This window comes from Mycobacterium sp. SMC-13 (assembly GCF_045311035.1).
Taxonomy (GTDB): Bacteria; Actinomycetota; Actinomycetes; order Mycobacteriales; family Mycobacteriaceae; genus Mycobacterium.
Map to the genome: position 1 here is coordinate 83,158 of NZ_JBJIAI010000021.1, position 21,261 is coordinate 104,418.

General features: G+C 66.6%; 25 protein-coding genes, 1 tRNA gene and 1 pseudogene. 18 read left to right on the forward strand and 9 right to left on the reverse strand.

Annotated elements, in window-relative coordinates; genetic code table 11:
• Positions 1-26 precede the first annotated feature (26 nt).
• The 5 genes from ACJH6I_RS24805 (at position 27) to ACJH6I_RS24825 (ending at position 5,742) form a co-directional block, all read left to right on the forward strand.
• Complete coding sequence (locus ACJH6I_RS24805) at positions 27-677, forward strand: TetR/AcrR family transcriptional regulator (RefSeq protein WP_267324732.1); 651 nt, start codon at positions 27-29, stop codon at positions 675-677.
• 22 nt (positions 678-699) lie between these two features.
• On the forward strand, positions 700-1,257 hold the full coding sequence (locus tag ACJH6I_RS24810; RefSeq protein WP_406775484.1) for a type 1 glutamine amidotransferase domain-containing protein: 558 nt from the start codon (positions 700-702) through the stop codon (positions 1,255-1,257).
• A gap of 22 nt (positions 1,258-1,279) precedes the next feature.
• A complete protein-coding gene (locus ACJH6I_RS24815; protein WP_346416116.1) occupies positions 1,280-3,424 on the forward strand; it encodes an MDR family MFS transporter in 2,145 nt (714 codons plus the stop codon).
• A gap of 348 nt (positions 3,425-3,772) precedes the next feature.
• A complete protein-coding gene (locus ACJH6I_RS24820) occupies positions 3,773-4,156 on the forward strand; it encodes a heme-binding protein (RefSeq protein ID WP_212813041.1) in 384 nt (127 codons plus the stop codon).
• A gap of 2 nt (positions 4,157-4,158) precedes the next feature.
• Positions 4,159-5,742, forward strand: a complete 1,584-nt coding sequence (locus tag ACJH6I_RS24825) for an FAD-dependent oxidoreductase (RefSeq protein ID WP_406775485.1) — start codon at positions 4,159-4,161, stop codon at positions 5,740-5,742.
• Between the two features lie 11 nt (positions 5,743-5,753).
• Here the strand turns inward: ACJH6I_RS24825 and ACJH6I_RS24830 are convergent, their stop codons facing one another.
• Positions 5,754-6,092, reverse strand: a complete 339-nt coding sequence (locus tag ACJH6I_RS24830; protein WP_406775486.1) for a MerR family transcriptional regulator — start codon at positions 6,090-6,092, stop codon at positions 5,754-5,756.
• A 259-nt stretch (positions 6,093-6,351) separates the two neighbouring features.
• Between ACJH6I_RS24830 and ACJH6I_RS24835 the strand changes: the two genes are divergently transcribed.
• The 4 genes from ACJH6I_RS24835 (at position 6,352) to ACJH6I_RS24850 (ending at position 8,388) form a co-directional block, all read left to right on the forward strand.
• Positions 6,352-6,639: a hypothetical protein gene (locus ACJH6I_RS24835; protein WP_406775487.1), complete on the forward strand. Its 288-nt coding sequence runs from the start codon at positions 6,352-6,354 to the stop codon at positions 6,637-6,639.
• Between the two features lie 380 nt (positions 6,640-7,019).
• Entirely contained in the window at positions 7,020-7,223 is a 204-nt protein-coding gene (locus tag ACJH6I_RS24840; protein ID WP_212813049.1) for a hypothetical protein, read from the forward strand.
• 253 nt (positions 7,224-7,476) lie between these two features.
• Positions 7,477-7,659, forward strand: coding sequence for a hypothetical protein (locus ACJH6I_RS24845; RefSeq protein ID WP_212813051.1), 183 nt, complete (start codon positions 7,477-7,479; stop codon positions 7,657-7,659).
• A gap of 108 nt (positions 7,660-7,767) precedes the next feature.
• Positions 7,768-8,388, forward strand: a complete 621-nt coding sequence (locus ACJH6I_RS24850) for a hypothetical protein (protein ID WP_212813053.1) — start codon at positions 7,768-7,770, stop codon at positions 8,386-8,388.
• 49 nt (positions 8,389-8,437) lie between these two features.
• Here the strand turns inward: ACJH6I_RS24850 and ACJH6I_RS24855 are convergent, their stop codons facing one another.
• On the reverse strand, positions 8,438-9,649 hold the full coding sequence (locus ACJH6I_RS24855) for an acyl-CoA dehydrogenase family protein (protein ID WP_212813055.1): 1,212 nt from the start codon (positions 9,647-9,649) through the stop codon (positions 8,438-8,440).
• A gap of 43 nt (positions 9,650-9,692) precedes the next feature.
• Entirely contained in the window at positions 9,693-10,409 is a 717-nt protein-coding gene (locus ACJH6I_RS24860) for a TetR family transcriptional regulator (RefSeq protein WP_212813057.1), read from the reverse strand.
• A gap of 83 nt (positions 10,410-10,492) precedes the next feature.
• Between ACJH6I_RS24860 and ACJH6I_RS24865 the strand changes: the two genes are divergently transcribed.
• Together ACJH6I_RS24865 and rd are read left to right on the forward strand one after the other, a co-directional pair.
• Entirely contained in the window at positions 10,493-11,575 is a 1,083-nt protein-coding gene (locus ACJH6I_RS24865; RefSeq protein WP_406775488.1) for a fatty acid desaturase, read from the forward strand.
• Between the two features lie 28 nt (positions 11,576-11,603).
• Positions 11,604-11,786, forward strand: coding sequence for a rubredoxin (gene rd, locus ACJH6I_RS24870; RefSeq protein WP_406775489.1), 183 nt, complete (start codon positions 11,604-11,606; stop codon positions 11,784-11,786).
• Here rd and ACJH6I_RS24875 read toward each other — a convergent pair.
• On the reverse strand, positions 11,774-13,705 hold the full coding sequence (locus tag ACJH6I_RS24875) for a heavy metal translocating P-type ATPase (RefSeq protein ID WP_406784715.1): 1,932 nt from the start codon (positions 13,703-13,705) through the stop codon (positions 11,774-11,776). The two genes, rd and ACJH6I_RS24875, sit on opposite strands and share 13 nt — an antisense overlap.
• A gap of 83 nt (positions 13,706-13,788) precedes the next feature.
• Between ACJH6I_RS24875 and ACJH6I_RS24880 the strand changes: the two genes are divergently transcribed.
• Both ACJH6I_RS24880 and ACJH6I_RS24885 read left to right on the forward strand, forming a co-directional pair.
• Positions 13,789-14,151, forward strand: a complete 363-nt coding sequence (locus ACJH6I_RS24880) for an ArsR/SmtB family transcription factor (protein ID WP_406784716.1) — start codon at positions 13,789-13,791, stop codon at positions 14,149-14,151.
• A gap of 48 nt (positions 14,152-14,199) precedes the next feature.
• Complete coding sequence (locus ACJH6I_RS24885) at positions 14,200-14,634, forward strand: ester cyclase (RefSeq protein ID WP_406784717.1); 435 nt, start codon at positions 14,200-14,202, stop codon at positions 14,632-14,634.
• Here the strand turns inward: ACJH6I_RS24885 and ACJH6I_RS24890 are convergent.
• From ACJH6I_RS24890 to ACJH6I_RS24900, 3 genes are read right to left on the reverse strand one after another with little or no spacing between them, the layout of a single operon-like run.
• Positions 14,631-15,632, reverse strand: coding sequence for a cation diffusion facilitator family transporter (locus ACJH6I_RS24890; protein ID WP_406784718.1), 1,002 nt, complete (start codon positions 15,630-15,632; stop codon positions 14,631-14,633). The two genes, ACJH6I_RS24885 and ACJH6I_RS24890, sit on opposite strands and share 4 nt — an antisense overlap.
• Positions 15,629-16,030, reverse strand: coding sequence for a metalloregulator ArsR/SmtB family transcription factor (locus tag ACJH6I_RS24895; protein ID WP_020098965.1), 402 nt, complete (start codon positions 16,028-16,030; stop codon positions 15,629-15,631). Before ACJH6I_RS24895 ends, ACJH6I_RS24890 begins: the two co-directional genes overlap by 4 nt.
• A gap of 48 nt (positions 16,031-16,078) precedes the next feature.
• Complete coding sequence (locus ACJH6I_RS24900) at positions 16,079-16,864, reverse strand: DUF4239 domain-containing protein (RefSeq protein WP_406784719.1); 786 nt, start codon at positions 16,862-16,864, stop codon at positions 16,079-16,081.
• 334 nt (positions 16,865-17,198) lie between these two features.
• Between ACJH6I_RS24900 and ACJH6I_RS24905 the strand changes: the two genes are divergently transcribed.
• A complete protein-coding gene (locus ACJH6I_RS24905) occupies positions 17,199-17,582 on the forward strand; it encodes a heme-binding protein (RefSeq protein ID WP_212813083.1) in 384 nt (127 codons plus the stop codon).
• Entirely contained in the window at positions 17,582-17,878 is a 297-nt protein-coding gene (locus ACJH6I_RS24910; RefSeq protein WP_371824513.1) for a hypothetical protein, read from the forward strand. Before ACJH6I_RS24905 ends, ACJH6I_RS24910 begins: the two co-directional genes overlap by 1 nt.
• 28 nt (positions 17,879-17,906) lie before the next feature.
• Here ACJH6I_RS24910 and ACJH6I_RS24915 read toward each other — a convergent pair whose 3' ends face one another.
• Positions 17,907-18,680, reverse strand: a complete 774-nt coding sequence (locus ACJH6I_RS24915; RefSeq protein ID WP_318987135.1) for a hypothetical protein — start codon at positions 18,678-18,680, stop codon at positions 17,907-17,909.
• A gap of 173 nt (positions 18,681-18,853) precedes the next feature.
• Positions 18,854-19,285, reverse strand: coding sequence for a nitroreductase family deazaflavin-dependent oxidoreductase (locus ACJH6I_RS24920; protein WP_406784720.1), 432 nt, complete (start codon positions 19,283-19,285; stop codon positions 18,854-18,856).
• Positions 19,286-19,475: 190 nt separating this feature from the next.
• On the opposite strand from ACJH6I_RS24920, the gene ACJH6I_RS24925 reads away from it, so the two are divergent.
• From ACJH6I_RS24925 to ACJH6I_RS24935, 3 genes and pseudogenes are all read left to right on the forward strand, one after another.
• On the forward strand, positions 19,476-20,177 hold the full coding sequence (locus tag ACJH6I_RS24925) for a DUF4396 domain-containing protein (RefSeq protein WP_406784721.1): 702 nt from the start codon (positions 19,476-19,478) through the stop codon (positions 20,175-20,177).
• A gap of 85 nt (positions 20,178-20,262) precedes the next feature.
• Positions 20,263-20,335, forward strand: a tRNA-Arg gene (locus tag ACJH6I_RS24930).
• A gap of 114 nt (positions 20,336-20,449) precedes the next feature.
• A pseudogene (locus tag ACJH6I_RS24935) lies at positions 20,450-21,193 on the forward strand (IS481 family transposase); the annotation flags it as partial.
• Positions 21,194-21,261: the final 68 nt, after the last annotated feature.

Sequence of the window (21,261 nt, forward strand, 5' to 3'; positions counted from 1 at the left end):
CTCCCAATCCCCGACAGGACAGTCGAGTGTCAGCACCGCAGCGCAGGCCCCGCGGGCGTCCGGTCGGTGGCGGCAACAACACCGAGCAGGCCCGGCAGGTACTGCTCGACGCCGCGGAGCAGTTCTTCATCGACGGTGGCAGCGGGACCTTCACCATGGAGGTCATCGCCGCCGAAGCCGGCTACTCGCGCAGCGCGATCTACCGCCAGTTCGCCACCCGGAAAGAACTGATCGCAGCGTTGGTGCAACGCACCACCCAACGGCACATGCTGACGATGCTGCAGCAGGTGGCCGCCGACGCCACGCCGGTCGATCTGCTGATCGACAGCCTCGTCATCGTCGCGACGCAGCTGGTGCACGATCCACTGCTGCAAACCATCGCCGACCAGACGCCCGACGGCGCCGTCGCCACGCTCATCGCCAACGACGGCTCGCTGACCAGGACGGTCCAGTCGATGGTCGAAGGCATGCTCGCCAACAGCACGACGGGCCAGTTCCGGCCCGGCCTGCATCCGCATGACCTTGCGCAGTTCCTCATCTCGACGGCACTGAGCCTGCTGCTGGACGTGGTGCCCGGCAGCAGCGATCCGACGGTGGCGCGGAACTACCTCCGGACCTTCGTGTTGCCGGCAATTGTCGACAGTCCCCCACCGGCGACGCGCGTGTTTCCGGAGTAGCCGACACGGGTAGCCCACCCAGGTGCTCAAGGAACTGCAAGGCCGCCGGATCGCCATCCTGGCCGCCGACGGGGTCGAGAGAGTCGAGCTCGAGGAACCGCGCGCCGCGGTGGAGGAGGCCGGCGGCGCCGTCGAGGTGTTGTCGATCAAGGCCGGCGAAATCCAGGCCCGCAATCACGACCTCGAACCGGCGGGCAGCATCGCGGTGGACCGCACCGTCGGTGAGGTGCGCGTCGACGCATTCGACGCGCTGATCCTGCCGGGCGGCACGGTGAACCCCGACAAGTTGCGGGTCGACGAGACCGCGGTGGCGTTCGTCGGTGACTTCGTGCGCTCCGGCAAGCCCGTCGCCGCCATCTGTCACGGCCCGTGGACCCTCGTCGAGGCCGATGTCGTGCGCGACCGCAAGGTGACCAGCTACCCGAGTGTGCGCACCGATCTGCGTAACGCCGGGGCCACCGTCGTCGATGAAGCAGTGTGTATCGACGGCAATCTCATCACCAGCCGTTCGCCCTCCGATCTACCGGCGTTCTGCGAGGCCATCACCGAGGCATTGGCGAGCAGTCCGGCCCAGACCTGAGGTCAGCCGGCTCATGACAGCCATGACCACACAGAACCCCGCTGAGGTGCCGGACGCAGCTCCCGGTATCCGCCAGCGCAACTTCGTCTTCCTGGCCGTCGTCCTCGGGATGCTGCTGGCCGCGCTCGACCAGACCATCGTGGCGACAGCCCTGCCGACCGTCGTCGCCGACCTCGGCGGCGCCGGCCATCAGTCCTGGGTCGTCACCAGTTACCTGCTCGCCTCGACGATCGTGACCGCGGTGGTCGGCAAGCTCGGTGACATCTTCGGCCGCAAGAAGGTGTTCCAGGTCGCGATCCTGCTGTTCCTGGCCGGCTCGGTCCTGTGTGGGCTCTCGGGATCGATGGGGATGCTCGTCGCGTCGCGGGCACTGCAGGGCCTGGGTGGTGGCGCCATCACCGTGACGGCCGTCGCGGTGATCGGTGAGGTCATCCCGCTGCGCGAAAGAGGCAAGTACCAAGGCGCTTTGGGCGCGGTGTTCGGTGTCACGACCGTCGTCGGCCCGTTGCTCGGCGGGCTGTTCACCGACCATCTGGGGTGGCGGTGGGCGTTCTGGATCAACGTGCCGGTGGCGGTGGTGGTCATCGGGATCGCGGCAGTTGCCATACCCGAACTGGCGCGCGCCGGGCGACCCGTCGTCGACTACGCGGGCATCGTGCTGGTCGGCCTCGGCGCTGCCGGCCTGACGCTGGCGACCAGCTGGGGCGGCACCACGTATGCCTGGGGCTCGGCGACGATCATCGGATTGTTCGTCGCCTCGGCCGTGGCCATCGCAGGCTTCGTCATGGTGGAACGCCGTGCGCCCGAACCGATTCTGCCGATCCGTCTGTTCGCGAACCCGGTCTTCACGGTGTGCTGTGTGCTGTCGTTCGTCGTCGGGTTTGCGATGCTGGGTGCGCTGACGTTCCTGCCGACCTACATGCAGTTCATCGACGGTGTTTCGGCAACCGCGTCCGGGCTGCGGACCTTGCCCATGGTGGCCGGTCTGCTCGTCACCTCGCTGGGCAGCGGCGCGATCGTGGGCCGCACAGGGCAATACCGGATCTTCCCGATCGCCGGTACGGCCATCATGGCGCTGGGGTTCGTGCTGCTGTCACGGATGGACGCCGACACCTCGACGCTGACCCAGTCACTGTTCCTGCTGATCCTCGGCACCGGTATCGGGCTCAGCATGCAGGTGCTGATTCTCGTGGTGCAGAACACCGTCGACTTCGCCGACCTGGGTGTCGCCACCTCCGGTGTGACGTTCTTCCGCACCATCGGAAGTTCCTTTGGTGCCGCGATTTTCGGCTCGATGTTTGCGAACTTCCTCGGCGACAGGGTCCCGTCGGCCATGCGATCGAGCGGCGCGCCACCCGACGCGGCGACGTCCCCGAAAGTGCTGCACAGCCTTCCGCACGACACCGCCGCCCCGATCATCAACGCCTACGCCGATTCCCTGAGCCAGGTGTTCCTGTTGGCGGCGCCCGTCGCGATCGTCGGCTTCGTCCTGGCGCTGTTCCTCAAACAGGTGCCGCTGCGTGACGCTGCCGCCAGTGGCAGCACCGACATGGGCGAGGGCTTCGGCATGCCGACCACCGAGTCGCCGGAGAAACTCATCGAAGTCGCCGTCGGCCGGTTGTTGCAGCGCAGCAACGGCATCGATCTCGAAGCCGTGGCCCGCACCACGAACAGCCGCCTGGGGACGGCGCAACTGTGGGCACTGATGCTGATCTACCGCTATGCCTCAGTGACCGGGGCCGCGGATCTGCTCGACATCGCAGACGATCGACGGGTGCCACGTCAGGTCCTCGAACCGACCTTCGATCGCCTGGTGGCCACCGGATTCGCGACGCACTCCGGAACCGAATACTCGCTGACGCCGGCCGGTTCCGCCGAGGTGGGTGCGGCCCGCAACGTGATCACGAGTTGGATCACCGAAACCCTCACGCAGTCAGACGAATTCCAGGGCGTGCCCGAGCGCATCCATGTCCAGAGCGCGCTCGAGCGCATCGCCCGTGGTCTGCTGACCGAACGGGAGTCGGCCCGGCCGGAGCGGCGGCCGACGAAACTCGGTCCGCCCCAACAGTTTATCGCCGAGCAACCCACGACCCGCATGCGCGCGGCGCGGCCCGACGAACCCCCGACCCGGCCGTTCCGCCCCCACGCGACGCTGCCGCGCGGCTGACCGGACCGGCGTCGTCCCCACACATGGTGGCCGGGACGGTCCTGTTTGCGGCTGAACCGTCCCGGCGGTGCCAGTACGGAGCGACCGGGCGCCCGGATCTGTGGACCGGAGAGAGCGACGGCGATGTCTGAGCCACTCCGGCGGGGCGTCGCGATCGGATCCAACTGACGGTGGCTGAATACCCGCTCGGCCGCTTTGAAACACGCACTGTGGATGAGAGACAGCAAAAGCCGATGGGTTCAGATTCGCCACCGCGGGTATATGACGACCGACGCCTGGCGGATGCCGTCCAGCCGTAACGGCCGATCTGCGTTCCAGTCGGCAACGAAACACCGAGGAGGACATGTCATGACGCTTTCAACTCGACTCGCGGGCCTGATCCCGGTACTGGCCGCCGTACCGGTGTGTCTGAGCCTGGTCACCCCCGCGACGGCCGTCGCAGAAACCGACTGCAGCCCGGAATCTGTTGCGAACACCGTCAGTTCGGCCACCGGCGCGGCGAGCAACTACCTGACAGCGCATCCGGATGCCAATCAGGTTGTGGTGGCGTCGTATTCGCAGCCGCGGCCGGTGGCGTCGGCCAATCTCCGGGCCTACTTCACGGCCCACCCCCAGCAGTACCAGGACCTGCGCGGAATTCTGGCGCCGATCGGTGACACTCAGCAGCGGTGCAACGTGACGGTGCTGTCACCCGAAATGGCCTCCGCCTACGCCGAATTCATGGCCGGCTAAGCATGGCGGTGACCGGACCTCCCGAAGGTTGCCACCTGACCTCGTTGTGGTTGGCCGACCGTGAGATGTCGCCGTCCTCGTCGCCGGCGCCGGAGTCGACCGACATGGCGTCTCCCGCCGACGTGGTCGTGATCGGCGCCGGCATCACCGGGCTGACCACTGCCGTGCTCCTGGCCCGGGCGGGTAAGAACGTCACGGTTGTCGAGGCACGGCATGTGGGTGCCGGCACGACCGGCAACACCACCGGCAAATTGAGCGTCTTGCAGGGCAGCAAGCTGGCGCGCATCGCCGCCAAGCACAACGCGGATGTGCTGCGCGACTATGTCCGCGGCAACGCCGAGGGGCGTGACTGGCTGGTGCGGCATTGCGAGAACCACGCGATCCCGTGGCAGGCCGAAGCCGACCACGCCTACGCCCAGACGTTCTCCGGCGTCGCCACCGCGCGCGACACGTTCAGCGCCTGCCAGGAAGCGGGATTGACGCAAGCGCAGTGGGTCGACTCCGCCGATGTGCCGTTCCCCTTCCATGGCGGCGTGCGGCTACCCGAACAGGCGCAGCTCGACCCGATGCCCCTGCTGAACAGTCTGGCGGTGGAACTCGAGAGCCACGGCGGCACGCTGCTACAGGGTGTCCGCGCGCTGTCGGTGGCCGACGACGGCTTGGTGCGCGTGGCATTGCAGGCCACACATCCGACGGTCGACACCGCCGACGGTTCCGACATGTCGGTCACGGCGCACCGGTGCATCCTGGCGACCGGAACGCCGATCCTGGACCGCGGCGGCTTCTTCGCGCGGCTGACGGCGAAACGCTCCTATTGCTTGGCATTCGACATCACGCGCGAGGCGACGGGCGGCATGTTCATCTCGGTCGATTCGCCCACCCGGTCGGTGCGTTACGCGCCATCCGCGAGCGGTGAGAAGCTCATCGTCGGTGGCGCCGGCCATCCGGTGGGCCGCGCCCACGCGCCCGCCCACGACGTGGCCGAGCTCGCCAAGTGGGCGGAACTGCACTACCCGGGTGCCCACCCGACGCACTTCTGGTCGGCCCAGGACTATTCGCCCATCGACGAGTTGACGTACGTCGGACCACTACTCCCGGGCTACGAAAAGATCCGGGTGGCAACGGGTTTCGACAAGTGGGGGCTGACCAACGGCGTCGCGGCGGCGCTGGTCCTGGCCGCGCAGATGCTCGGCGGCCACATCGAGTGGGCTCGCGCGTTCGACAGTTGGAGTCCGCACGAGCTGCGCGGGATGACCGCCGCCCTGCGCGCGAATCTCGAGGTCGGACTCAATCTGGCCAAAGGCTGGATCACGCCGATCGTCACGTCGCCGGATGGCCTCTGCGAAGGCGGCGGGGTGGTCAGCGGGCTCCCGTGGCAGCTACGCGCCGACAGCCTGGTCGACGGGAAACAACACACCGTGTCGGCGATCTGTCCGCACCTGGGCGGCGTGGTGCGGTGGAACGACGCCGACCGGGCCTGGGAGTGTCCGCTGCACGGCTCGCGGTTCGCACCGGACGGGCGGCTCCTGGAGGGGCCCGCCACCCGAGGTCTCGCGGCGAAAACCCGGGCACGACAACCGAGCTGATCAGCCGCCCGTCACTTGGAGCGGTTGCGCCGATCGGCGGCGCTGCGCAGCGCGCTGTTGGCGTCCTCCAATTCGAGGATCCTGCTGATTCCCGCGATGTTGACGCCCGAGGCGACCAGGTCGACGATCCGTCCGATCCGGGCCACGTCGTCGGCGCTGTAGCGGCGGGTGCCGCCGTCGGTGCGCGCCGGAGTGAGGAGCCCGTGACGCTCCCACAGCCGCAGTGATTGCGTTGGCGCACCGGACAGTTCCGCCGCGACCGTGATCCCGTACACCGCATGATCGGATGCCGGGCCCGCGGCCGCGGGTCCTGCGCTCGGCGGCACCGGCCGGCGATCTGCATCGTTCATGAGATTCCCTGTTCCACCACTTGCATTGAATCATGTACCAGTGCTATATAGAAATCTATGTCAGTTGCCATAGATAAGCTACCCTGAATCGCACAAGTGGTAAAGGAAAGGACAGTGAGGTGACTGCCGGAGGGCCCGGCCTTCCCGGTTGAGCTGACGAGCATGAGCTTGTGTGCCAGATCTGGGCTGGATTTGGCACACAAACTCAGCTTCGGCGCCCGAATCGGTGATCACCTCAGGGACGCTTGGAGCAGAAGAGATGTCAGCAGAGAAGCAGGAAATGCACCTCGCGTACATCGAGCGCATCAGCGCGGCTCATCAGGCGCTGCGTGCGGCCCAGAGTGAACTGCGCGATGCTGTCCAAGCGGCACATGCCGCCGGCCACACCTGGGACGTCATCGCGACGGCGCTGAGCGACACCACACATCCCGCGACCGACGGGTTCGAGGAGATCCCCAGTATCGATGCTGTCGTTCAGACAGTTCTCGGCATAGACCGGAAGGCCGGACCACCTGACCACCAGGACTCCGTTGCTGGTCTGCAGTGACAGCGCTCAACCCGCGTGGTGGTGCGCGGTTTCAGCGCCCTGTGAACGTCAGCCGCTGTGCAGCACCGGCACGATGTTGAGATGACCTGATACCCGGGCCCATGGCCCGCTGCTCACGCTCGAAGTTCTCGAGGTCATATCGTCCGAGTCGGCGCCCAGGACCTTGATGGCGCAGCGAGCCGGAATGGGGTCACCCGCGGAAAATTGCTGCCCCTTTGTTCCTCAGGGACAACGATTCGGGCCAGATCGCCAAAAGATTGTCTCGGCGGTACCTGGGTCGCCGCATGCCCGCGCCGTACCGTTCTGGTATCAGCTTCCCCGTTGAGAAAACACCAAATATCAACGGAACAAACATATTTCACCAACCCAGGAGCACAGCCATGTTCGAGCCCGCTTTCATCTTCGACGCCATCGTCCTCTTCGCCATCGGCCTGTGGCCGCTGCTGCTGGTCGTCGGCGCCGCCGGCATCCGCTGGTTCAACGCCCGCCGCACCGCGGCCGCGGCCGCTGTCCACTCGGTGGCATTGCCGCACGTCGCCGCGCCCGCACGTGCGCGCACCCTGGCCTACGCCACCGGCCAGTAACAAATTGACGATTCAGTCAGTCGCGGGTCGCGCCCGCATTCCCAGATAGCGCGCCGCTGGGACGCGGGAGCCGGCAGGCGTCGCAGGACTCCGCCAATCGCATCGCCCCGCCCACCCCACGGCAGCACCGGGCACACCGCCTCGGCCAACCACCGCGCCGAGAACGCGGCCTCGCGCGAGTTTGCCAGGCCCATGGCCACGCCCACCTCACCCCGACAGCGATGAGCGGTGCCCCGACCCTCCCGGCGCGTACGTGCGCACCAACCCGAGGTTCAATTCCAGCGCCCGCGAGCTGCACCTGCACGTCAACTCGGTGAAGTACCGCAGCCAGCTCGCCATCGCGCGGCTCGGCAGACCGATCGAAGAAGACCACATAGACGTGGAAGTCACACTGCTGCTTTGCCATTGGTTCGGCGCCGCAGTTGTCGCTCCTTAACGCAACCTGTGGATTCCGGCAAAGTCCATACACCACCGGGGTCGACAAGGGACGCTGTGGGGAGAACCAGCAGCGCCACGGGGCGCTGCCGCAACCGAGGAGCGCCTGGTGTACGCACGCTCAACCACGTTTCAGGCCGAGCCGGCGTCGATCGACGCCGGTATTGCGTACATGCGCGACACCGTGCTCCCGGCCTTGGAGGAGCTGGGGGCCGCGGGGATGTCGCTGCTGGTGGACCGGCGCCTGGGCCGGTGCATCGCCACCAGCTCCTGGGAGTCGGAGGCAGTGATGCACCTGACGGCGCACGCCGCCCGACCCCTCGGTGAACGTGCGGCGGAGCTGCTGAACGGGACCCGGAAGGAGATCAGTGAGTGGGAGGTGGCGGCGCTGCACCGCCACCACCGCTCACCGGAGAGTGCCTGCCTTCGCGTTGCCTGGTTCTCCGTCGAGCCTCATCAGGCGGACCTCCTCACCGACTTCTACCGGACGCTGGTCCTGCCGCCGTTGGAGAAACTCGAGGGGTTCTGCAGTGCCAGCCTCCTGCTCGACAAGCCGTCCGGACGCGCCGTTTCGTCCGTGACGTTCGACAGCGCCGCGGCGCTGGACAACAACCGCGAACAGGCCAGTGCGCTGCGCACCGAAAAGCTCGCCCAGTTGGGCGGCAGTCTGGTCGACATCTGTGAGTTCGAGCTGGCGATCGCTCACCTGAGAGTGCCGGAACTCGTCTGATTGCCCTGATGGTGGTCTCGGCGTACCGGCCGCATCGATGAGTCTTGATTCAGCGGATCGTCAGGCCCGTCACCGCCCGTGAGATGACCAACCGCTGAATCTCACTGGTGCCCTCGAAGATCGTGAAAATCTTGGCATCTCGGTGCATCCGCTCGACCGGATAGTCGCGGGTGTACCCGTTGCCGCCGAGAATCTGAATCGCCTCGTCGGTCACGTACACGGCGGTCTCGCTGGCCACCAGCTTGGCCATCGAACCCTCGGCGTTCTCGAACGGCACATTGTTGCGCGCCATCCAGCCGGCCCGCCACACCAGCAGCCGGGCGGCGTCGATGCGGGCCTTCATGTCCGCCAGTTTGAAGGCAATGGCCTGGAATTCGCCGATCTTCTTACCGAATTGCTCACGCTGGCAGGCATATTCGAGGGCGTACTCGTACGCCGCCCGGGCCACCCCGACCGCCATCGCCCCGACCGTCGGGCGGGTTCGCTCGAACGTCTTCATCGCGGCCTGGCCACCCGCGGACACGCCCGACTTCACCCGCGCCACCCGGGCCTCGAACTTCTCCCGGCCGCCGAGGATCGCGTCCTCAGGCAGCCGCACGTTGTCGAGCACCACCTCGGCGGTGTGCGACGCCCGGATGCCGTGCTTCTTGAACTTCTGCCCCTGCGACAGCCCCTTGGTGTCCGGCCCGATCACGAAGCTGGCCTGGCCGCGCGACCCGAGCTCCGGGTAGACGGACGCGACCACGACGTGCACGTTGGCGATGCCGCCGTTGGTGGCCCACGTCTTGGTGCCATTGAGCACCCATTCCCGGGTGGCCTCGTCGTAGCGGGCCCGGGTCCGGATGGACCCGACGTCGGAGCCCGCGTCGGGCTCGGATGAGCAGAACGCCGCGACCTTCGGGTCCGCGGCCGAGCCGAACATCTGCGGCAGCCACTGCCCGATCTGTTCGGGAGTTCCGTTGCCCGCCAAGGCCGCCGCGGCCAGACCGGTACCCATGATGGACAGCGCGATGCCGGCGTCACCCCAGAACAGCTCCTCGAACACGGTGAGCATGCCGAGGCCGCTCGGTTCGGCGGCCTGCGTGCCGAACAGTTCGGGTGAGTACAGCCCGATCTTCGCCGCTTCCTGGATGATCGGCCACGGCGTCTGCTCCCGCTCATCCCATTCCGCGGCGGCAGGGCGGACGACTTCGGCGGCGAACTGGTGCACCCAGTCGCGCACCTCGATGACGTCGTCGCTGAGTTGTAGTGAGAATGTCATGTCACTCCTGTTGGTGGTCAAAGTGTTTCGGTGCCGCGAGTGATCAGTTGCTCCGCCACGCGGTGGCACCGACGTTCAGATACCGGATCTGGCGCTCGAGCATGGTGGCCGCCGCATCCAGGTCACGCGCCGTCGTCTCTTCGTCGAGCCCGCGCGCGATGACCTCGAGCATCGAATCGATGCCGGCGAGGATGGTGGCCATCAACATGCTCGACAGCATCTCGACATCCCCGACGCTCCACGACCGGATGGGTTCGAACCGGGCCATGTAAGTGGCCAATTGGCTGGCGTACAAACGGATTTCCGACCGAATCTCGCGCCGGAGCACCGAATGACCGGCCGCACGTTGGCGCGCCAGGAACGCCAGGTGTGCATGGTCCCGCGAGACCACGCCACGAAGCGCCTGCACCCCGACGTGGATGGCGCCGCCGGACGAATCGATGTCGAGAGTGGCCATCTCGCCCATGATCTCGCGCAGCGTCCGAAAGGTCTCGTGAATCACGGCGAGACCGAGGTCGTCGAGCGACTGGAAGTAGCGGTAGAACGCCGACGGCGCGACACCCGCCTTACTGGCGAGCTGCCGCAGGCTCAGCGCGTCGAAGCTCGATCCGCTGCCGGTCAGTTCCAGCGCCGCCGTCATCAACGCGCGGCGGGTGTGCTCGCGGCGCTCCTGCTGCGTCCGGCGCCCATGCCGATCCCGACCATTGCCGGAGTCCGCCTCGACAGATAGAGAGCGTTTGTTCTCTGTGTTGCCTGTCACGAAACCAACTATAGCTATTGACCTCGCCATATCGACAAACATACCTTACGGAACATTCGTTCTCTAACTTGAATGGAGAAATCATGGCACGTATCGCAACCCGCCTACCCGGCGAGCGCAACCTGGCCGAGGAGGACCGCGACCGGATCGCCGCGATCCGGGGCGAGCTCATCCGCATCGGCAACGGCTGGCGGGAACGCCATCCGTTCCTCGCCGCACACCAGGACGGCGTCGGGATGGCGATATTCCTGGCGTCCATCGCCGGCGTTCTCGTCGACGCCGCGCTGTACGCGGCCGGCATCCTGCCCTGGTACGCAACCATCCTGATCACCGCGTTCTGGCTGTCATTGCTGCACGAACTGGAACACGACCTCATCCACTCGATGTACTTCCGGCAGAACCGCCCGGTGCACAACGCGATGATGTTCGGGGTGTGGTTCTTCCGGCCCAGCACCATCAACCCCTGGATCCGGCGGACGCTGCACCTGCACCACCACGAGGTCTCGGGCACCGATTCCGACCTCGAGGAGCGCGGCATCACCAACGGCGAACGCTGGGGCAGCCACCGGCTGCTCAGCCTGCTCGACTCGATGCTCGGCATCTACACCAAGCCACTCCGACAGCGCGCCATCGTCACCGCCTACATCAAGCACGAGGCCCGCTCCCCCGAAGAAGCGCGTCAGCTCGCCGCCAAGACGCTCGCGCTGTACTTCCCGCTCGGCACCATCCACTACACGCTGTGGCACCTGTTCATCGGCGTGCACGTCTACGAACTCGTCACCGGCAGCAGCATTTCCGGCAGCTGGGTGACGGTGCTTGACTTCGTTGCCGTCACGCTGCTGGCACCGAACGCGGTGCGCACGTTCTGCCTGCACTTCGTCAGTTCCAACATGCACTACTACGGCGATGTCGAGGAGCACAACGTGATGCAGCAGACCCAGGTGTGGACGGCCAAGTGGCTCAAGCCCTTCCACGCCCTGTGCTTCAACTTCGGCGAGACCCATGCCATCCACCACTTCCTGGTGCGTGACCCGTTCTACCTCCGCGAGGCGATCAAGCATGATTGCCAGAAAGTGCTGCGCGACAACGGTGTCCGCTTCAACGACTTCGGCACCTTCGGGCGGGCCAACCGCTTCAGCCTCGCCCCGGCGCACGTCGAGCCCTGACCACACCACTTCTCCGAACGGACACACCATGACCGAGAGCCAAACCGCCCAGCTGTGGATCTGCGTGCGCTGCGGCATGATCTACGACCCCGCCGACGGCGACCCCGACAGCGGGATCGCCCCCGGCACCGCGTTCGAGGACATTCCCGACAACTGGGTGTGCCCCGTGTGCGGCGTCAGCAAGGACGAGTTCGTCCCCTACGAGGACTGAGCCGCGCGCCAGGCACCGCGCCGGAGCAGCCGTAGTCCGTTGAGCCCGACGATGATCGTCGAGCCTTCGTGACCCGCCACCCCCAGCGGGAGGGGCAAGGTGCCGACGAGGTCCCAGACCACCAGCACGGCAATGAAAGTCGCCGCAATCGCCAGGTTGGCCATCACCACGCGGCGGGCGCGCCGCGACAGTGCCATCACCGCAGGGATGGTGCGCAGGTCATCGCCGATGACGACGGCATCCGCGGTCTGCAGGGTGAGATCCGATCCAGCGCCGCCCATCGCAACGCCCAGGTGCGCCGCCGCCAGCGCGGGCGCGTCGTTGATGCCGTCGCCGACCATGACGAGCCGGTGGCCGTCGGCCTGCAAGTCCCGGACGGCCGCCACCTTGTCGTGCGGCAGCAGGCCGGCGCGCACCTCGGCGATGCCCACCTGACCGGCCAGTTGCCTTGCCGCCGCGGCATTGTCACCGGTGAGCAGGACCGGGGCCTGGCCCGTCAGGGCGGCGACGGCGGCGACCGCGCCGTGGGCGTCGGGGCGAAGTTCGTCGGTCATGCCGAACACTGCGACCGCACGACCGTCGACCGCCACGACGACCGCGGTGCAACCGCGCTGCTCCATCTGAGCCACCGCCTCGTCACTTTCCATCGACGGTGAGGACACGGTGATCGGGTGTCCGTTCACAGTGGCCCGCACGCCGCGGCCCGGTTCGGCGGCGAAATCGGCAACGCGCGGCAGGACCAGTCGACGCGCCTTCGCCGCACGGACGATCGCCGCGCCCAGCGGGTGCTCGCTGGGATGTTCGGCGGCCGCGGCCAGCGTCAGCACCTGGTTTTGTGTGAAATCAGCTGTCAGTAGCCGAATCTCCGCAAGTTCCGGCGTCCCCCTGGTCAACGTTCCGGTCTTGTCGAACGCCACGCGGGTGGCGGCGCCGAGCTGTTCCATGACCACCGCCGACTTGACGAGCACGCCGTGGCGCCCGGCATTGGCGATCGCCGCCAACAATGGCGGCATCGTGGCCAGCACCACCGCGCACGGGGACGCGACGATCATGAACGTCATCGCCCGCAGTAGCGCCTCCCGCACGGAGTCGCCCGCGAGCAGCGGGATCACGAACACCGCGAGGGTGACGACAACCATCCCGATCGAGTAGCGCTGCTCGACTTTCTCGATGAACAGCTGCGTGCGGGCCTTGGTCTGGGACGCCTCTTCCACGAGCGCCGCGATGCGCGCCACGACCGAGTCGGCGGCCCGTCGGTCGACCCGAATCCGCAGTGCCCCGGTGCCGTTCAGCGTGCCGGCGAAGACCTCGTCGCCGACGGCCTTGTCGACGGGCAGCGGTTCACCGGTGATGGTCGCCTGATCGACCTCGCTGGCGCCGTCGAGCACCGTGGCGTCCGCGGAGATGCGCTCCCCCGGGCGCACGAGCACCACGTCGCCGACCGCCAGCTCAGTGGCCGGCACGACGTGCTCGCCGTCGTCGGACAACCGGGTCGCGGTATCGGGCGCCAGGTCCAGCAGGCCGCGCACCGAGTCCTCGGTCCGCGCGGTGGCGAGCGCTTCCAGCGCGCCGGAGGTTGCGAAGATGACGATCAACAGCGCGCCGTCGGTGACCTGGCCGATCGAGGCCGCACCGATCGCGGCGACGACCATCAGCAGATCCACGTCGAGGGTCTTCTCACGCAGCGCCTGCAGCCCCGCCAGCGCCGGCTCCCAACCGCCGGTGACGTAGCACGCGAGATACAGAGCCCACCAAACCCATGCCGGGCCACCGGCCAGCTGCACCACCAAACCGGCGAGGAACAACGCCAAAGCGGCTGCTGCCCAGCGCATCTCAGACAGGTCGAACCATCCGCGGCGCGCCGGAGCCACCGCCGCACCGGCCATCGCCGGCCGGGCGTCCTGAGTCACCGTCGCCATGGCGAACCTCGCAAACACATGCGGCCAACGTTATCAGAACAAATGAATATGTCTTCATGTGTGTGCCCGAGTACACTACAACCGTGGGACATGGTGTCGAGGGGCGTGACCGCCCCACCGGGCGGCTCGATTCTGACGCCGCGGCTCAGGTCGCCACGACTCTGCAGGCACTCGCCACTCCGAGCCGGTTGATGATCCTCACCGAACTGCGCCAGGGCGCTCGCTCCGTAACCGACCTCGCCGACGCGATCGGACTCGAGCAGTCGCTCGTCTCACACCAGCTCCGCCTGCTGCGCAATCTCGGGCTGGTGACCGGCACCCGGAGCGGCCGCAGCATCGTCTACAGCCTGTACGACAACCACGTCGCGCAACTGCTCGACGAAGCCGTCTATCACAGCGAGCACCTGCGACTGGGGCTGGCGGACCGCACGGGCGACGCGAGCTGAGCGCCGGGTGGTCTCGTGAAGCGTTGCGCCACATCGCAAGGAGGGTCCATGTCCACCACACCCACAAGCACCAATGTCGCGACCTTCGAACGATTCCACTGCAGTTGCAACAGCGGCGACATCGACGACATCGTGGGCACGATCGACGACGTCTTCCTCCCCGACGCCGTGGTCCACTCACCGCTCGCGGCGGGTTCCGGGCCGGACACCATGAAGCTCATCTGGACGCTGCTCCTGCGCGCCTTCCCCGACATTCACGTCATGGTCGACGACATGGTCGTCGACCATGACAAGCTGGCCTCCCGCCAGACGGTGACCGGGACACATCTCGGCGAGTACCGCGGACTGGCGCCGACCGGCAAAACCGTTGTGTACGAAGAGATGTTCATCATCCGGTTTGCCGAGGGGCAGATCGCCGAAGTCTGGGGTGTCGTCGACACTTTCGCCCAGTTGCAACAACTCGGCGCCATCGACGGGGTCTAGCGCGCGGGGTATGCGTGGATCAGCGCCGTCGTGAGCTTGGGCACCGCGTGCACCAGACGATGCTCGGCGTCGTGGGCGATCTGGTGGGCCTGCGCCAGGCTCAGCTCGGGATCGAGGTCGAGTTCGACGTCGGCATGCAGGCGATGCCCCAGCCACCGCGTGCGCACGCTGTGCACCGACCGCACCCCCGGTTCGGCCGCCAGCGACTGCTCGGCGGTGTCGACGAGCGCCGGGTCGACACCATCGAGCAAGCGGCGGAACACATCTCGCACCGCCGTGCGCAGCACGACCAGGATTGCCACCGTGATGATCAACCCGACGATCGGATCCGCGAGCGGATATCCGAGGGCCACTCCACCGGCGCCGAGCACCACGGCAAGTGACGTGAAGCCGTCGGTGCGCGCGTGGATGCCGTCCGCGACCAATGCTGCCGACCCGATCTGCCGCCCCACCCGGATGCGGTAGACCGCCACCGTCTCATTGCCGAGAAATCCGACCAGTCCGGCCAGCGCAACCCACCCCACGTGGTCGATGACCTGCGGATGGATCAACCGCCGTATCGCCTCATAGCCGGCAATGACCGCCGACAGCGTGATCATGCCGACCACGAACAATCCCGCCAGGTCCTCGACTCGGCCGAAGCCATAGGTATAGCGGCGGGTTGCGGCCTTGGCACCCAACGCAAATGCGATCCACAACGGCACCGCGGTCAGGGCATCGGAGAAGTTGTGAATCGTGTCGGCAGCCAGGGCCACCGACCCGGACACCGCCACGATGGCGATCTGCACGACTGTGGTGAGGGCCAGCACCAGCAGACTGATCTTGACCGCCCGGATGCCGGCGGCGCTCGACTCGAGCGCGCTGTCCAGGCTGTCCGCCGCGTCATGGGAGTGGGGAGCGAACAGCCCGCGGACAGCGCCCCAGCCGCCGTGGGAGTGGCCGTGGTCGTGGTCGTGCGCATGGTCGTGGCCGTGGTGATGGTGGTGGTGCGCGCTCATCGTCGGCCGCCCTTGCGCACAGCTGTGTCGGCGTCGAGCCTCCGCACACCGGGGTCCTGACGATGATGTGCCGGCACCCCGGGACCCGCGTGTTCGGCGTTGTGCACGGCGTCGACCACCAACTGCCGCACGTGCTCGTTCTCGAGGCTGTAGAAGATCGTCGTACCGGCCCGTCGCGTCTGGACCAATCGCGCCATCCGCAGCTTCGCCAAATGCTGTGACACCGACGGCGCGGGCTTGCCGACGCGCTCGGCCAGTTCATTGACCGACAGCTCGCATGCGCTCAACGCCCACAGCAGTTGGACGCGGGTCGGGTCGGCGAGCATCCGGAACACTTCGGCCACCAGACGCACCTGGTCGTCGGCGAGCGGCGCCGGCACCTGGTTATCTGCATTCATACGCAGATAATAGACCATCGGGCCGCCGATCGGCCCGCGGAGCGACGCTCAGCTGCCGCGGTCGACCAGGTCGAACACCTTGACCGCATGCGAAAACGGCTGCGGGGTAACGCCTATGGGGCCGAACGGATGGTCGAGGGTGTAGATGACGTACAGCAGCAGTGACAACAGGATGGCGACGGCGCCGACGAGTACCGCGTGCGCACGGGCGTTCTCCAGCCGCATGAAGCACGTCAGCAGGATCAACACCGCCCCACCGAAGATCAGGGCGCACCACAACAGTGCCGGGATGCGCTGGTGGGAATTGAGGATGCGCTCGCTGCGGTCGGAGGCCAGCACCGTCAGCTCGCTCAGGAACTGCGAATCGATCGGACTCGCGCTCGGCCCCGAACCATGCGTTCCCACAACGCGATACAGCTCGCTGAGCGCGGCGCGGCCGTTGTTGCTGATGTCGGCGAATTCGTCCATGCCCCAGGCGGAGCCCTGCACCGCGGCGGCGTACTTGCGCAGCTGCTCGCGAACCTGCGCCTGCTCGGGTTGCGGCATGGCGACGGTCTGGCGATACAGCGTCGTCAGCGTCGATGCTTCGTTGGCGACATTCGTCTCCGCACTGAGGAACTGCTGCCACCCGACGACGACCGTGAACCCCAGGAGCGCCCCGTAGACCAGGCCGACGACGGTGAGGAACGGGGACAGGAACGAGTTCTGTTCCGGGCGCGCATCCCGGGCGATGATGCGTCGCGTCACGAACACACAGCCGACCGCCACGCAGACCGCCCCGCCGACGACCAACGCCAGCATGAGCCACGCGCCGAACACCCCGAGATCACCCATAGTGGACCAAGCATGCCAAGCTCGCCGAGGGCTTGCCAAGCAATCTCCGCAAACTGCCTAGAGCACGAAACCGCACAACACGACCCAGTTGTCCGGCGCTTCGGCAACCTGCGGCGGTAGCGCCGACGGACTCCGACACCGCGACCAGTCAGCCGTCGAGGTAACAGCCGTCAGACAGGGATCGTCCACGACAAGCCGGAGAAGAAGATCAAGAACGAGCCCGGGATTTGCGCCCTCGCAGAAAATGTCGGCGGGGTCAATCCGCCTGCTACAGTCCGGCTGTGTCCGGTGGTCGATCGACCCGGAAGCCGGGACTGTGGAAAGGAATACGGCAATGGTCTTCACCAAATCGGTCGCCCAGCGGGCGGTCGTAGCTGCCGCAGGAGCCGCCATGGCCGTCATGGCCGTCGCCCTGCCGATGTCGGGTCAGGCGATCGCCGCTCCGACGGCCCCCAACTGCACTCCCGCGGATCTGGCCGGGGTGGCTTCGGGTGTCGCTGCTGCCGCCTCCGCCTACCTGTTCACGCACCCGGACGTCAACGACTTCTACGGCAGCCTGCAGGGCAAGCCGCGCGATGAGGTCGCCAATGAGGTGCGCACCTTCTTCGACGCAAACCCGCAGGCGCACAACGAACTTCGGGCGATCCGTCAGCCCATGACCGATTTCCGTGAGCGCTGCGGCCTGGCGCAGCCCGACCGGCCGCTGCTGGGCGAATGATGTCCGCGCCACGCCCCCGCCGCCGGCTGATCGCCGCCGCATTGGCCGCGGCTGCCGTACCCGGATTGATCGCGATCGTCCCCGCGGGCACCGCCAATGCCGACGTCTGCTTCGGTGCCGGACGGCGCATCACGGTCAGCGGCTGCACCGACTTCGGCGCTGTCGCGCCGTACGCGCCGCCGCCGGCCTACTACGCGCCACTGCCCGAGGACATGCCGCCGCCACCGCCGCCCCCACCGGTTCAGGGCTGCGTCGGCTGGAACGGCCGCTGGGTCAGCGCCAACACCTGCCGCTGAGCGCGGCACCCGCCCCGGACCACGCCGGTCAGTACGCCCCTGCGGCCGCCGGCTGGTCCGCGGCGTCGGTGCGGCCACGCAAGGCCCAGTGCAGGCGCTTGGCCGCGGCCAGCGCACCGCTGGGCGCGTGCGGCTGGCCGTAGTGAATGAGCAGTGTCACGCGCCGCCGGCCGGAAGCGATCGGCATGTTGGCATGCAGACTCCGATAGCCCCAAAACAGGTACACGTCACCGACATTCATGTCGACGACGGTCGGGCCGTGGCTGCGGCCGAGACTGTCCAGGATCCGCTGCCGGAACGTCGCGCTCTGATGGACGATCTTCTCGAAGATGTTGACCATCACCGAACGGCGGAACGGCCGCTTGTTGAAGTAGCCCACCAACTCGCCCGACCGACCCGGTTCTGCTTCGGGGATGAACAACGGGACCACCATCGTCACGACGCTGGCGTCGTAGTGGAACCACCAGGCATCGCCGTCGGCGTGTGGCCCGGCAACGATGCGCACCGCCGTACCGTCCATTTCATGGGCGCGGTCCGGGAACCGCTGGCGGACGACATTGTCGAGAAATGCGCGAACCGAATCGCTGGCCATGAACGCGTGAATCGATTCCAGGTGCCCGTCCTGCGGCGATAGGACGAAATGGTCTTTCTCGCCGTACTCGGCCAACCAGCGGTCGATTTCCGCCCGGGATTCAAGCACCCAATCCCATTGCACTGCGTTTGCTACCCGCGCGACGCCGGTCGCGTCCAACTGGTGCGCCACATCGACGGGATCGCACGCGCTCATGTCAAATTCACACATTTGGACGGAAGTGTAGACAACCAGAGAACGTCGTTACCACGATTGCTGCGATTTGACATTTGCCCGGTAATGACCGTGCAATTCGCGAGTCAAGAGAGCGATTCTGCAATCACGTAAATATTGCCGAATTACTGCACTTCAAGCCAGTAACCGCGCACCGAGGGCGCGTTGCGTTACTGCTCGATGCGAGTGAGTCCGAGAACCGGAATCGTCCGCGTGGTTTTGCGCTGATATTCGGCGAAATTCTCGAAGCGGCCGGCCTGCGTCGCGTAGACGCGGTCGCGTTCGGCGCCCTGCAGCTCGCGTACCCGAACCTGGTACTTGTCGGGCCCGATCTCGACCGCGACCTGCTCGGGATGGGCCAGCGCATTGTGGTACCAGGCCGAGCTCGTGTCCTTGCCGTTGTTGGAGGCGAAGACGTAGATCTCGTCGCCGTCCGACTTCTGGTAGGCCATCGGGTTCTGCCGCGGTTGGCCGGACTTGGCGCCAACGGTATGCAGGATCAGCATGTCGAACTGGGCGAACCAGCCCTCGACCACGCCGTTTTCGCGAATCTGCCTGATGACGTCGTTGTGGAAATCGGTCTCATCCCCGGAAGTGCTCATGCGTCCATCCTGCTGCCGCACGACCACCTATGTCAATCAGGTTGATATGTGGGCCGCCTCACGGGCCGGTGGGTTGCTGCCAATCGATCGACCTGTCGCCATCAACCCGCCCCTAGCGCGATATACCCCCCAGGGGTATCGTGGAGTCGACTCCGATACCGCTCGATTTCGACGATGAGGAACGACAACGATGGCCAGCGATTCCCACCACCATCCCGCCGACCACCACGGCGGACACGACCACGGCTCCCACCTGGATCATGCGCACCACGGCGGCGACATCAACGCCATGGCAGTCAGCGCGACCCTGCATTGCCTCACCGGCTGCGCCATCGGGGAGATCGTCGGCCTGATCATCGGCACGGCTCTGGGTTTGACGAACCTGGCGACCATCGGACTGGCCATCGCGCTGGCATTCGCCTTCGGCTACACCCTGTCGACGCTGCCACTGCTGAAAGCGGGTGTCGCGATCGGCACGGCGCTCAGCGTGGTCCTGGCTGCAGACACGCTGTCGATCGCGACGATGGAGATCGTCGACAACCTGGTCATGGCCGTGATCCCGGGCGCGATGAATGCCGGCCTGGTCAACCCGATCTTTTGGATCGGGATGATGATCGCGCTGACTGTCGCCTTCTTCGCCGCCTACCCGGTAAACCGGTACCTGCTGCAAAAAGGCAAAGGCCACGCACTGACGCACAAGTACCACGGGGGCGCCGGCTCCGACGTCACCGGAATTCGGCGCTTCATCCCGACGCTGAGTACGCCGACGCTGACCGCGGCGATCACCGCGTTCATGCTCGGCGGCTTGGTCGTCGCCGTCGCAGACCAGCTCGGCTCGCCCGACACCGCGCCGCACAGTGACACATCGCCGTCCGCGCACGCGGCACCGTGACCGACATCAGAATCCCGATGCCACCGATACGGCGCGCGGCGTTTAGCATGAGTCGTCCCTATGGGTCCCTATCTCGGTAGGTGCCGCCCCCGTAGCTCAGGGGATAGAGCACGGCTCTCCTAAAGCCGGTGTCGCAGGTTCGAATCCTGCCGGGGGCACTTTGCCGGGTGTATTACGTCGGTTGATGGCTGACATTCCTCTGTCGGGTGATGCCTGACAGTGTTTCGGCTGATGCTTTACACCTGCTTCGGTTGATCCTTGACACTCCCTGAATGAGGGAGTTGAGCGTGGCTGAGCAGCGGTATCAGACGGTGCTGGCAGTGATCAGTGATGGGTTGTCGGTGACGCAGGCGGCCGAGAAGGCGGGGGTGTCGCGCCAGACAGTGCATGCCTGGTTGGCCCGGTATGAGGCCGAGGGTTTGGACGGGTTGGTTGATCGGTCACACCGGCCGGTGTCGTGTCCGCATCAGATGCCAGCCGAGGTCGAAGCGGCGGTGCTGGAGTTGCGGCGCTCACGTCCGTATTGGGGGCCGCGGCGGTTGGTGTTCGAGCTGACCAAACGCAAGGTGTCACCGGTGCCCTCGGAGTCGGCGGTGTACCGGGCGTTGGTGCGGTCGGGGTTGATCGATCCGCGGTTGCGCGACCGGCGGGCCCGCAAGTGGAAACGCTGGGAGCGGGGCGCGCCGATGGAGTTGTGGCAGATGGATGTCGTCGGTGGGTTCCCGCTGGCCGACGGGACCAGCGCCAAGGCCTTGACCGGGATCGACGACCACTCCCGGATGTGCGTGTGCGCCCGGCTGATGACTCGCGAGCGCACCCGCGCGGTGTGCGATGGACTGCGCGGTGCGTTGGCGACCTACGGCTCACCAGAACAGATCCTGACCGACAACGGCAAGGTGTTCACCGGCCGGTTCAACCATCCACCGGTGGAGGTGCTCTTTGATGCGATCTGCCGCGAGCACGGCATCGAGCACTTGTTGACCCAGCCGCGCTCGCCGACCACTACAGGCAAGATCTGTGAAGACTTGGACTTGGCGCTGTACCGGCTCGGTCTGACCCCGGCCAAGGTATGACCACGGTGTCC